Source organism: Maribacter dokdonensis DSW-8, from assembly GCF_001447995.1.
In the GTDB taxonomy this organism is placed as follows: domain Bacteria; phylum Bacteroidota; class Bacteroidia; order Flavobacteriales; family Flavobacteriaceae; genus Maribacter; species Maribacter dokdonensis.
On the sequence record NZ_LDPE01000001.1, the window covers coordinates 1,621,720 to 1,636,023 of the forward strand.

General features: G+C 37.4%; 8 protein-coding genes. 1 reads left to right on the forward strand and 7 read right to left on the reverse strand.

From position 1 onward, the window contains the following. Positions 1-26: 26 nt before the first annotated feature. Positions 27-3,206, reverse strand: coding sequence for a SusC/RagA family TonB-linked outer membrane protein (locus I600_RS07080; RefSeq protein ID WP_058103757.1), 3,180 nt, complete (start codon positions 3,204-3,206; stop codon positions 27-29). A gap of 258 nt (positions 3,207-3,464) precedes the next feature. On the opposite strand from I600_RS07080, the gene I600_RS07085 reads away from it, so the two are divergent. After that, positions 3,465-4,031: a helix-turn-helix domain-containing protein gene (locus I600_RS07085; protein ID WP_082642945.1), complete on the forward strand. Its 567-nt coding sequence runs from the start codon at positions 3,465-3,467 to the stop codon at positions 4,029-4,031. A gap of 60 nt (positions 4,032-4,091) precedes the next feature. On the opposite strand, the gene I600_RS07090 is transcribed toward I600_RS07085, so the two are convergent. The 6 genes from I600_RS07090 to I600_RS07115 form a co-directional block, all read right to left on the reverse strand. Then, the gene (locus tag I600_RS07090) at positions 4,092-4,775 is read right to left on the reverse strand and encodes a phosphonatase-like hydrolase (RefSeq protein ID WP_058103759.1); all 684 of its coding nucleotides are present in this window, start codon (positions 4,773-4,775) and stop codon (positions 4,092-4,094) included. 1 nt (position 4,776) lies between these two features. Continuing rightward, on the reverse strand, positions 4,777-5,934 hold the full coding sequence (locus I600_RS07095) for a TIGR03364 family FAD-dependent oxidoreductase (protein WP_058103760.1): 1,158 nt from the start codon (positions 5,932-5,934) through the stop codon (positions 4,777-4,779). Next, positions 5,921-7,195 (reverse strand): DUF5690 family protein, encoded by a 1,275-nt coding sequence (locus I600_RS07100; RefSeq protein WP_058103761.1) that lies wholly within the window; start codon positions 7,193-7,195, stop codon positions 5,921-5,923. Before I600_RS07100 ends, I600_RS07095 begins: the two co-directional genes overlap by 14 nt. A 169-nt stretch (positions 7,196-7,364) precedes the next feature. After that, on the reverse strand, positions 7,365-9,164 hold the full coding sequence (locus tag I600_RS07105; RefSeq protein WP_245188856.1) for a metallophosphoesterase: 1,800 nt from the start codon (positions 9,162-9,164) through the stop codon (positions 7,365-7,367). Between the two features lie 93 nt (positions 9,165-9,257). Next, positions 9,258-11,015, reverse strand: coding sequence for a RagB/SusD family nutrient uptake outer membrane protein (locus tag I600_RS07110; RefSeq protein ID WP_058103762.1), 1,758 nt, complete (start codon positions 11,013-11,015; stop codon positions 9,258-9,260). A gap of 20 nt (positions 11,016-11,035) precedes the next feature. Continuing rightward, entirely contained in the window at positions 11,036-14,257 is a 3,222-nt protein-coding gene (locus tag I600_RS07115; RefSeq protein ID WP_245188857.1) for a SusC/RagA family TonB-linked outer membrane protein, read from the reverse strand. Positions 14,258-14,304 lie beyond the last annotated feature (47 nt).

Genomic DNA, 14,304 nt, shown 5'->3' on the forward strand with positions numbered 1-14,304 from the left:
TCTTTATATTATTTAGTTTTCGTCAATTAGAAATTAACCTGTAGGTTAAAGGTGAACGAACGCGAACTTGGGTAACTCATGTTTTCTATACCCGGTTGCAACGTTCCCCCGGAAACACCAACCGTTTCTGGATCAAAATGAGGATTGTCCGTCCATAGAATCAGGTTTCTACCTGTTACAGAAATTCTAGCATTGGTGATCGGTAATTGATCGATCATTTTTTGCGGAAATGAATATCCTAATGAAACCTCTCTAAGTTTGGTATAAGAAGCATCATACTTTGCCGCTTCTACATTATCCCTTTCATAATATCTGTTATTGAATGTTCTAGCATCTACATTTATAGTGTTTGGAGTATATACAGGGTTCTCTGCCGTTCCCGTATTTATAACACCTTCTGCAACAATTCCGGTTTCTCTTCCTTCTAAAGTTTCTTGCAGTTGCCCAGAAGTACTACCAATAGTCTTAGTTCTAGATACTACGATACCGCCCTGTCTGGTATCGATTAAAAACCCTAGATCAACATTCTTATATTTAAAGGTATTTTGTATACCCAATGTAAAGTCTGGTGCATAATCACCTTGGTATACCAAATCATCTGTACGTTCTGGAATACCTTGATTATTAATGATCATTTGCCCAAAGTACTCACTAGTTTCATCTTCTACTCTTTGAAAACCTCTACCATAAATAGCACTGATAGAACCTCCTTCACGAGCTTGTATATATGCACCGTTAGCCTCGGTCAACGTAAATTGGATATCATCACCCAAATCTTTCACCTCACTTTTATTAGTGGCAAAATTGAAGGTTGAGCTCCATTTAAAATTATCCGTTAACACTGGAACAAAGTTGGCAATGGCCTCAAAACCGTAGTTACGAACTTCGCCCGCATTGATCAACTGACTGCTATAACCACTGGCAATATCCGTGCTAATATTTATGATCTGGTTTTTGGTAGCACTATCATAATAGGTCATATCCAAATTAATTCTACTTTGCAGAAAACGCAGGTCCAGACCAAATTCATAAGAGCCGGTTATCTCTGGTTTTAAATTTGCATTTGGTATCAGCGAAGATTCTGTCAGTATAGGTGTGGAACTATCAAATTGAGTCTCATTTTGGTAAAAACTACGTAATCTATACGCATCGGTATCATTACCTACCTCAGCATAAGCAGCCCTTACCTTGGCAAACGTTACCCAGTCTGGCATATTGAACATATCACTGGCAATGGCACTTAATGTAACAGACGGATAGAAATATGAATTATTACCTTCTGGCAATGTACTAGACCAGTCATTTCTTCCTGTAATGTCCATAAACAACACATTGTCATAGCCAAATCTGGCATAACCATATAAACTATTGATGCGCTTTTCACTGTTGTTAGAGCTCACTTGCACCGCCTGTCTACTATTATTAAATGAATACACTCCAGGATTGATCAACTGTGGAGCTACACTTTTAGTGAAGTCTTGCTTTTGACGTAATTGGTTTCCACCTGCGGAAATATTTAAATTAAACTTTTCTCCAAAGGTTTTATCATAGCTCAACAAGAAATCAGAGTTACTTTCTTCAAAGAAAATATTATCTTCTTGGTATGTTCCAAAAGGAAAACGCTGCGTACTGAATGCTCTTTTACGAACCCTAAAATCTCTATAGAAATCACGACCGCTACGAAGCAACAACTTCCAGTTTTCACTAATGTCATAAGTAAGACTTACATTACCGAACATACGATCTTTATCTTGCGCATTGGTATTCTCATACATAGTAAAATAAGGGTTGTCATGATAGTTGTAGTTGTAGTTAAACTGCTGTATACCCTCTAAACCAGGTTGCCAATAATCTCTAAGGTTATTGGTATTCAATTGGCGCCCGTACCAAATGAACAGGTACATGATACTTTCCGTACCGTAACCTACTGCAGGTCTATTGTCACTATCTGTCTTTACGTAATTAAGATTGGCATTTACCTTTACTTTATCCGATACATTCATGGTTCCGGAAAAACTTAAGGTATTTCTATTGAGATCAGTATTTGGCAATGTACCTTCTTGATCTAAGTTCTGAAATGACAATCTCATGTTTCCCATTTCACCACTTTTAGAAATGGCAATACTATTGGTTTTTGTAATACCAGTTTCAAAGAAATCTTTTGTATTATCAGGTTGAGACACCCATGGTGTAGGAATAATATCAGCATTACTCACCGAGGTGTCACCACCTCTGGTTCCATCTGTTCTTGGCGAGTCAAATTGTGCGATCATAAGTCCGGTATCCAATCTTGGACCCCAACTTTCATCAACACCATCGGCAATACCGGAACCACTACCATCCACAAAAGAAAACTGTTGGTTATTCCCCTGTCCGTACTCATTTTGCCAGTCTGGCAGCATTAATACATTTTCTACGGTAATTCCCGTATTAAAAGAAACACCAAGCTTACTACTTTGGGATTTCCCTTTTTTAGTTGTTATGATGATAGCACCGTTTGCCGCTCTTGATCCATAAAGCGCTGCTGCAGCCGGTCCTTTTAGTACGTTGATCGATTCTATATCTTGCGGATTGATTTCAGCTGCACCATTACCATAATCTACACTCTGCGTACCTGATCCACTAGAACCAACAATTTCATTACTGATAGGTGTACCATCTACTATGAACAATGGCGAGTTACCATTAATGTTCAGAGAAGCATCACCACGTATAGAAACCCTTGCCGAGCCACCCAATCCGGTTGGGCTGTTGGTAATTTGTAAACCGGCCACCTTACCGGACATACTGTTCAATAAGTTTGGCTCCCGTGCCTGAACAACCTCATCATTATCCAATTCCTGAGAGGCGTAACCCAAAGATTTTTTCTCTCTTTCTATTCCCAATGCGGTAACTACAACCTCATCTAGTTGTTGAGAATCGGGCTGTAGGTTTATGGTGCCCGTAATTTTATTCGCTGTATTATACTCCTGAGCAATATACCCAATATAAGATACCACTAAAATGTCATTTGAACCGTTCAGTTCAATACTGAAGTTGCCATCAAAATCTGTGGCCACCCCATTCGTTGTTCCTTTCACTACTACTGTAGCACCAGGTAAAGGAACTTGGTTTTCGTCTAACACCTTACCCGTAAATACCGTTTGGGCATGTGCTACAAAACTTGCTAAAAACACAAGCATTGTAATTAATAATGTTTTTTTCATTTTGTTCGTATTTGTAAACTTTGGTTTGTTAGTTTAGCAAATATCTAAATGAAAATTCAATGAAAAGCCTATTACACATTAAGCAATTGCAACTATTACAAGGCTAAAGTTAGATTATAGTTAGCTAAACATTATTTACAAATATGCAAAATGTAAGTTTTATGTTAAGCCCCTGCACAATGGCTGATTACAGCTGTAGCACCTACCAAAAAACAATACATTTTATTTTTCATTATGTTTGTAGGAGAACACTTATCAATGGATGATTACCTTATTGGAATTGGCAAACGGATCAAAGAAATTCGTAAAAACGGGAGTTTGACTATTAGTGAAATTGCCATGCGCGCCGGAGTAACAGCAGGACTTATTTCTAGAATAGAAAATGGTAGAACAATTCCCTCTTTACCCGTACTATTAAAAATTATAAGTTCCTTGGATATTGAAGTGACCGATTTTTTTAGCGGACTACCACAATCTAACGGAGCCAATTTTATTGTTTCTAGAAAAGAGGATAATACCTTTATTGAAAAAGAAGACGATGCTATTGGATTTTCTTATTCGCTTATTTTTGGCAAACAGCTTAATAGCCTAGGTTTTGAAGCCGTATTATTACACGTTCACCCCAACTCTAAAAGAGACAAGGTAAAGACCGATGCCTATGAGTTCAAATACATGCTTTCAGGTGAATGTTACTATATTATAGACGAAGAGGAGGTACTGATCAAAGAAGGAGATTCTATATTTTTTGATGGTAGAATTGCCCATGTCCCAGAAAACAGGAGCAACAATACAGCAACTATGCTGGTACTTTACTTTTTTATATAACCAACCAGAACATACAAATAAAAAAAGCCACGATCAGTGGCTTTTTTTTTATTTTACTTTTTAAGATGGTAATAGCAGCTGCCTTAATTCGGTTAAGCTATCAAGAACATGGGTTGGGTTTGCACTTAATAACTGATGTCTGGTATGTGCACCAGTGGTCACCCCGATCGTAACCCCACAATTGGCATTTTTTCCCTCTTCAATATCGATTATGGAATCACCTGCTTTTAGCACTAGTTCTTCATTATGAACGTTAAGTTTCATCATTGCCTCAACGATCATATCTGGATTAGGCCTACCAAGAACCACATCATCTGCCGTTACTAAAACATCATACTGCTTGCCTTTGGTCCAATTCATTTTATTTAATAATAACTGGGCGGTTTTACTATCGTACCCTGTATTCAAAGCTACTTTAATGCCATTTTCTTTTAATGACAGTAACATCTGTTCTACCCCCTCATAACTACCTACGTCTAGCTTATGGTATGCTTCATTAAGCAACACCTTAAAATCTTTAAAAATAGATTCCGCCATATCACTATCAACACTACCGATGTCCGCTATAATAATATCTTTTATTGCTTGATGTTTTTCTTTACCGGCACCGTGTTCCAGCACAAAATCCAAGGTCAATTGAAAACCTCTCTCATTGATCGCCTTTTGTAAAGTCTTATATACTACATTGTCTTCATTGACAACAGTACCTGCCATATCAAATACGGCCAATTTAATTGTATGCATGTTAAATATTAAAAATTTGTTGAATGTTCTGTTTTGAAAAACCTGCACTACCGGTCATTCCCTTACCTCCAATACCGGTAACAATATGAATATTCCTATCAATGGTGCGCTCATAAATATCAGAATTCTTGCATTGAGAATACATGCCAAACCAGCGCTGCTCAATTTCATAGGTGGGCAGGTTAAAAATTTCTTTGGCCCTTGTTAGCATTAGATCATCAATATCCATATTTAAGTCGAACCCAAGATCATCAATATTGTCCGCATCTGCATATTCATGAGAATCCCCAAGAATAACTCCACCATCCATAGCCTGTTTAAATAGAATGTGTACTCCCCATTTTTTCTCAAGACTATCCATTGGTTCTTTGGATTTGATTTTTAAATAAGACGGACACTCAGCAAAAGCCTCATATCTTCTAATGGAAAGTCCCGTTAAAATAGATCCACTAATTTTAAAATCACCTTGTGATTTGGTCTTCATCATCTGTAACTTAGAAACCTCTAAATCACTAGTGGAAAATAGTTCTGGATACAACGTTTTAAAATCGCTACCGTTACAGATAATTACCTTTGCAGACATCAACATTCTACCGTTTGCCAATTGAGTGCTTACTTCATTATTAAGCGCATTGCATTCAATTACCTTAGCCTTATAAAAAATGCTTACCCCTTTTTTCTTTAAATACTTATGTACACGACCGATCATGGTGCGAGGTTCTACAGTAATTTCCTCAGGAAAGAATAAGCCAGCTTTTACGTACCGTTCATTTAATCCTGGGTATTTTCTAAGACATTCCGTCTTTGTAAAAAGAATAGAAGTGTAATCATTGGCTCGGTTAATTTCTTTCAACTCTTCAATTAGCTGAATTTCATCATCGTTAGAAGCCAAATAAATAGATCCTTCTTGCCGTACGGAAATATCAAATTTAGCATGGATCTTCTTATATATCTTTAAGCTTTTACGACCATATTGTTGCCATTTAGTATTCATACCAGAGGGCACCACCTGTCCAAAATTGCGAACTGTAGCCCCTTTTGGCATAGCATCTTTTTCAAGCAAAGCTACTTTTAACCCTTTTTTCATGGCATGATAGGCATGAAAAGTACCTAACACACCACCACCAACTACTACTAAATCATACTCAATATCTGCCATTAACCATGGGGATTTTAAAATGGATACTAGAATTATTTTGCTTGTATTTCTTTTGAAAATAGAACATAGATACTATAGAAACACCTACACCCAAAAAGGCAATACAGTAGGTAGCACCCATGAAAAACTGTAGCCATGAACTATTTGGGCTTCCAAAATTTTTATAAAGTAGTACTGCCATACTACCCAAGTAACCAAAGGAATCTGCAATATAAATAAGGTAACCAGCATTACCTTTAATAGAAAAAGTGGCGATCATCCGATCAAAAAAGATACAATTGAACGGCACATAGCAGGCATAAAGTCCAAAACCAATAAACACCATCCAATACACTGGCTGAAGGGCGCCTTGTTGAAATAAAAAGGTAGAAACCCCTACCAGCACACTTGCCAGTATCAACAAGAAATGAAACCCCATAAAAGCCTTAAAGTTATTTTTTATCAACCCGAACAACCCCAATACAAGTAACACCAAAAATGCTATTGGAAGTTCAGATAGTGTATAAATAGAAGCATCACCGGCATACCCCACACTGTCCCATAATTCTCTAGAAAAATTATCCCTAAAATCCCGTAACGCGGTAAGCGCAGTATAAAAGACCACTAAAATTATAATCGGAAAAGAAAATTTGCTGAAGACCTTTTTACGATCCGCTGCACACATTGGTTTTCTTTTCTTTCTGAGTTTAATATCCTCTGCTGTTGGTGGAGGCAATTTGTTTAAAAAATAAAGGCAAATGAAAAACGGCAGAAGAAACAGGGCTCCCGTAACCGCAGGCATCCAAAATTCAGAAATTGCATAGGTGGTCATTAACCACAACCCAACAGATTTTACAGCACCGCTAGACACTATAAAACTAGAACATAGAATAATACTCAATATCTCGGTCATTTTTCTACCCTCCAAAAAAGAAAACGTAATGCCCCAGATCATACCCAAGGAAAGTCCGTTAAGGAAAAAAAGTATGAAATTATATGGACTTGGCAACAGACCAAATAGCACCAATGTCAATTCTGCAAATAAGATCATGCCCGTTAAATAGCCTACCCTATGTTGTACCTGCAATGCAGAAACCACCCGAATACCAATAAATTTAGAAAGCATATACCCTACGACCTGAGCCAAAATGAGCAAAATTTTGTAGTCGATACCAAACAACATTTGACCATCAAATGTGGCTACTGAAAAAGGCTTTCTAAAAGCATACATACAAAAGTAAAGTCCGAACGAAGCTAAAGCTCCATTTAACAGTACGGCCATATTTATTTTAGAAATCTTAAACACGTAACATTTGTTTACTAATAGTAAATAATTACCTCAAAAATCTATATTTATTTACTATTAGTAACTTTTTAAATGTTATTAGATGGTTATAAAAAGTGATAGATTAAGTTAAACCTCTGAATTATTGAGGAGATTGTTACAAACATTATTCTAAATGGACCTTAAATTTCATTGACTCTTCCCCATTCATCTGTTTTTGAAAAATTAGCGCAAATAATTGTAATGAAAGTATATCTTCATTTCCAGTTTGCCGTTGCAATACATCAAACAAAAAACTATACGTTTTTAATCTATTAGGTTCAATATCAATCAATGCAATTCCATCAGCATTTCTAAGTCGATAAAAATCTAAAATTAAATCTCCACCACTCCAATTTTTAAAATCAGTTTCTGAAACACCAGCATTGTTCATTTTCAACAATAATTCCTTTTCAGAAAAATCCTCGCCTAGAACTTTTTGAACCAATTGCCATCCACTTTTATTTAACAATGACTTTTTTAAATGTTCAGGCCAATTGTTAGGCAATAAACGCCAACGCACCAATTCCTGTAAATGTATATTTGTAAAATCGAGGTAATTGGATGATGCCAAAATAATGTCGTTCCACATTCTATCAGGAAAATTATCTCTTAGGAAATCATGCTCTTTTTTATAATTTTCAAAAAAAGAATTGAAGGAAGCTACCGAATCCAAAACTACAGTCTCTACTTCCAACTTAGATGTATTTTTTATGGTCATTAACTTATAAGCTGGCGGATAAGCAGCCAATGAAGGAGTTTGTATATTCGTTAATGTATTACCATTCTTGGTAGTTATGATACCCGTATCGTTTAAATGCATATGCCCACCCACATGTACTTTCAATCCCATATCGGCAAAAATTTCACCTACGACCTCATCGGGCACACGATGCGCTTGAAAACTATTGACACCGAATAACTGTTTCATATCATCAGTTGCTCCATCATTGAAATCGACCATAGGGTAATGACTAAACGCAATTAACGTCTTACCTAACCGATTGGCGTTTTCTACCACCTTTTCTGTCCACTCTAGCAGATATCGTTTATATGTCAATACTTCATTATAACCTATGCCAGAACCGTTAAACCCTTTACCATCTGATTTTGGCGTGTACACATTAGCATCTATAGCCAAAAGCCAAACACCTTCTACCGGCTCTACCAGATAACTTACGTCTGGAATTGTTTTTAACGTAGCGCTAGACGAAATTCTATTATCCAGTTTAGATGCCAATTCCGCTTTTTTAAAAGTATAGTCTTCATAATCATAAGTAGAGAAAGGAGTTTCCCAATATCTGAACTTTTGTTGCGGAAAAAAGCCATACGCTTTTAACTCTTCTAAAATCTCTTTATACCCCCACTCCGCAATTTCTTTAGCAATCACTGTAGGCTCCTCAGCTATAGTGCTCGATGTATATAAGCCTTTAGTACTCATAATAGGTTGCAATCGACCATGTTTTGAAAGAAAATCACGTTCACCACTTTGTTTTCCAAAAGGTCTCGTGGGATCATGATTACCATTTACCATAAAAAAAGACACATTGTATTCCTCAGCATAATGATTCATTATTTTCTTTAAACCCTTAATATGAACAGGCTGACCATCATCACTAAAATCGCCAGGCATGGCAATAATTTTAATTCCTCTTCTGACGGCATCATCTAAAGCTGCCTGAAAAGCGAAATAATTTTCATTGAACAATCGGGTAGAATGTAATTGTGATTCCATTGACCGTATTAAAACATTTTTACCATTCACGGTGTCTGTATACACATCAGGATTTAAATCTTCAAATTCAGGATACACATCTGCGAAATGAATATCGGCCATGAAGGCAATTTGAACTTCGTTCCTTATAGTTTGAGAAGTACACGCCAAATGAAATAATAGAACAAAGAAAGCTGACATATAACCTTTCATACTTTTAAAATTAATTTTCATGAACAATTATATATTAAAAGAAAACGGCAAGAATTCACATTCTTACCGTTTCCTATTAAAGCTAATTTTTGATTAATACCCAGGGTTCTGCTCTAAGAAACCATCTATACCAGAAGCACCATCAACGGCACTTTGTGGAATTGGGAACAATCTATGGTTTACATCGGTATCCGTTTTTTCCGTCCAAGTATCTTCATACTTTCCAAAACGAATTTGATCTCCTCTTCTAAACCCTTCCCAATACAGTTCAAAACCACGCTCGCGAAATAAGATATCCGTATCTACTGCAGTTAAAGGATCTGGCGTTTGTTCCGGGCGTGCCGTTCTAGAAGTTCTTACCACATTTACATCTGCCAATGCACCGGCAGCATCGCCATTTCTTAGTTTAGCTTCCGCTCGCATTAAATACACCTCGGCAAGTCTCATCAACACTAAGTCAACACTACTGTTACCATTACCATTAGGTGAGGTACGGCTGAATTGATACTTAGATGCCCTGTAGCCCGTATTATGCAAAGATCCTTCATTGGTAAAATCTATTTCCAAAGTATGATCTACGTACCCTATATCCCGAGAAGGACCATTTCCTTTTATCTGTCTTACCGGTAAAATTTTAATAGTACCGTCTTCACAGGTAAGAAACTGGCCGTCATCACCTTTTCTAGGTCCCCATTGTATACCACGAAGAATACCTCTATCCATTTCAAAAGCAACATCTTGTACACAGTAAAAACTATCTTCGGTCTCAGTTTCCAATAATTTTTCACGCCCTTCCAAATCTGCCAGTTGAGCATCTGGCACCAAGGTATTTTTTTGATAGAAACGAGCATCTGCATCCGCAGGATCAACATCTCCATAGGCATCTACCCATGTTTGATAAAAATCTGAAGTAACCGCAGGTCCGTCAGTACCATCGGCACTAGGCCACTCAGGTCTTGGAAACATTGACCCCGCAATTGACCAATATGCCCAACGACTATGTTCCTGGGTCAATACACCACGTTGATCTAAAGCAAATATCAATTCTGGGTTAGAATGGTTCTCATCATTGAACAATTCAAAATACTCTGGAGATAAAGAAAAGTTTCCGGAATCTATAATATTACTGGTGTATGTGATTACCTGGTCCATATCTGCCTGCGTGAAATTAGGCGTACCGTAAGGATCACGGTATACGGCAGCGTTCAAGTTCAATCTAGCCAAAAAACCGTATACAGCAGAACGCGACATTCTACCAGGCCCTTTATCATCATTGATCACATCAACAACAGACAACAACTCGCTCTCAATATAGTCTATGGCATCTTGGGTTCTTAAAACCTCTGAAAGCTCTTCAGATGATTCTTTTTTAAGAACAATACCCCAACTGTCTAGCAATAACATGTTCAAATACGCTCTTAAGGCTTTCATTTCATACAATGCCCCTGCCGCTTCCGCATCTCCCTCATCCGCTAATGGAGCAAGTACTTCAATGGCGGCCAAGGTTCTTGAAATATTCGTGGTAAGCTCATTCCAACCACTAGCGACCAAATCATTAGTAGGGGTGAAATTATGGCTATGAGCCGCCAAGAACTTACCACCGTCAAACCAATCCGTTCCTCCTCTATAAGGTAGTATTGCCTCATCTGATGGTATAAGCTGTAGACCATAATAATTGGTATGCCTCCATGTCCAAGAAATATAACCGTAAGCGGGTGCAATAGCCCCACTAATCACTTCTGCCTGGGCACCTGTTAATGATTCATCTAATAATTCTTCTTCAAGATCAGTACAGCTCCATGTCAACAAAGAGACCAGAACCAGTGATGATATAATTAGTTTATTTTTCATTTTGATAGATTTTTTTTGTGTTAAAAGGATACATTTAAACCAAACAAGATGGTTCTTGAATTAGGGTAAGTATACCGGTCAATACCAAAAGTTTGTATACCATCTATTTCACTACCTGTGTTTACTTCTGGACTGTAGCCCGTATAATCCGTAATGATGAATAAATTTTGACCCGTTAGCGTAAAGCGTATATCGTTCACATAATCATCTAATCCAATTTTACTGGCCAAAAGGTTGTATCCCAATGTAGCATTGTTCAGTTTTAGGTAAGCACCGTCTTCCAAATATCTGGTTGATACCTCATTGGAATTATTAACATCTTCGTTTGGAAACTGAATAGCGAAATCAGTAGTATTCAAATTTCTGCTCAATTGTCCTTTTGAGAATGAGGACATTGCGGTGTGGTTGTAAATTTTATTACCGGACACCCCATTAAAATTAAATCCTAAATCAAAATTCTTATAATCAAAATTCAAATAGAAGGCATAGGTAAAATCTGGCAGGGCACTACCTGCAGCAATACGGTCATCATCTAAAATTTCACCGTCACCGTTTACATCTCTAAATTGATTTAAACCGTCATCACCAATACCAATAAACTCTTTCATGTAAAAGGTACCTATAGCCTCATTGTTCAAATAACCGTTGATCGTTGCGCCAGTTTGCCCACCACCTTGTGCGGCACCGGTGGTAATAATGGCAAAAGGAGAGTCTGTAACCTCATTTTTAATGAAGGTAGCATTACCACCTACATTAAGAGAGAAGTCTTCACCGATCATTGTTCTAAAATCCAACGCAAATTCTACACCGGAGTTATGTATTTCCAAATCTTCAAGATTGGTCCATATTTTCTCGGTTGGTTGAATAGGATCCACTCTATTGGCAAACAATACTACATCTGTAGTTACCTTATTAAAATAATCTACCGTACCCGTAATTTTATTATTCAAGAAACCATAATCCAATCCAATATTGGTCTGGGTGGCAACTTCCCATTTTAGATTAGGATTTGCAGTACGAGCAGGTACCGTACCAAATGGATAACCATCTAATGTAGTAGCACTATCATCTAAAGGATAGGTGTCATTATCACTTTTACTATCAATATAACTTGCCAATGACACTTTATTATCTATACCTTCTTGACTACCCGTTTGACCCCAACTAGCACGTAGCTTTAGGTTGTTTACAATGGTACTTTCTGACAGGAAATTCTCTTTACTTATATTCCAACCTAAGGCTACAGAAGGAAAATAACCGTACTTATTGTTCTCTCCAAATTTTGAAGAACCATCTGCGCGCATGGTGGCAGTCAATAAATATTTATCTTGAAAATCATAATTTACCCTACCAAAGAAAGATTGTAATTCATTTTTCTCTGCCGTAGAGAACAAACTAGTAGGAAATTCCTGGCTACTGATCTGATCTTGATATCTTGGATCAATACCATTATCCGCAAAACTTTGCAACTCAAATTTCTTTTGTTGGAAGAACACTTCTTGGTAAGAGTGACCAACCAAAATTGTTGCTCCATGATCTCCTTTTTCAAATGTATAGGTCAACGTGTTATCTACCTGTGTATTCTGGTTGGTAGTGATCCAACTATTTAAATACCCTTGATTTAAATCTTCTAACAAGGCATACGGTGCACGTTGTTGATCTCTATTTGTAGAGGAATAATCTACACCCAAATTAAGTTTGTACGTTAATCCTTTTACAATCTCTACAGATGGAGAAATATTCGCCAAAATACGGTTACTATTAGACTCATCGGCATAGATTTCATTACGTATCAATGGGTTTAACCTATTATCATCTAACAAAGTGGGTTCACCATTTGTGTATAAAGGTATTGTAGGGTTCAGCTCTAACATATCTGCAACCGTAGCACCAGCATCTGGTCTGTTGTTCAAAGTTCTAGAAGCGGATAAATTGAAATCTACATTCAACTTACCGTCCAAAGCCTTTTGATTCAAGTTCAAACGGCCAGAATATCTTTTTAAAGAACTATTGGCAAACGTACCCTCTTGATCATCAACCCCTACAGAAGCATAATAATTGAATTTATCAGATGCCCCACCACTCATTGAAAAGTTTACGTTTTTAGAAATACCTGTTTGTGTAAGCTCATCTTGCCAATTGGTATTTGCGCCACCATCTACCAAAGTACCACCAACAGCTGGCACCTGTCTTCTGAACTCATCTGCAGAAAACACATCTATTTTATTGGCCAATGTTGCAAAAGCCGTAGAAACCGAAACATTCATTTCCGTTTTACCGGTTTTTCCTTTTTTAGTAGTGATCACAATAACCCCATTTGCAGCACGTGCCCCATAAATAGCGGCAGCAGATGCATCTTTCAACACATCCATGGATTCAATATCTTGAGGATTGATGAAATTTAAAGGATTAGATGCCACACCCGTAGAAGTATTATCTATGACAAAACCATCTATTACGAACAAAGGCGAAGTACCCGATCTAAAACTACCAATACCACGAATAACAATATTTTGTGAAGCGCCAGGCTCACCACTTACCGAAGTAATGTTTACACCGGCAACTTTACCCTGTAGTAATTGACCAGGATTGGCAACTACCCCTTTATTGAAGTTTTCACTTTTAACCGATGCAATGGATCCCGTAACATCCGATCTTTTTTGCGTACCATAGCCCACAACAACAACATCATCCAATTGCGTAGCATCTTCCACCAATTGAACAGTTATTGTGGTTTGGCCCTGCAAGGCAACTTCTTGCGTTGTAAAGCCCAAATAAGATACCTCCAATACAGCATCGCTCTTAACATCAATTGTGAAGTTACCATCAAAATCTGTTGTGACCCCGTTTAAAGTTCCCTTTTCAAGTACCGTAGCACCAACCAATGGAACACCACCCTGATCGGTAACCGTACCATTAACGGTCAAAAACTCAACCTCTACCACTCTTTTGAAAACCTTTGGTTTTACGGTAATAGAAATAGTGTTATTAATCCTTCTAAAGGTTAAATTGGCATCTTTGGCCATTAGCTCTAAAACGGATCGTAAAGACACGCTTTCATAAGCTACACTATAGGTATTCTTAAGCTTACCTACTTTGCGATCGTACACAAAATTAAAATTTGTCTGATCTTCGATATTGGTTAAAATATCCAATACCGTAGCGCCTTCAACGGCGATATCCACTTTGTAATTTTCTAATTTTTGGCCCCTAAGGTCAGCTGCAAGTATGGGATTCAGCATCGCCATGATCATAAGGAGACAAAACGTATTGAATGTCAACTTGATAA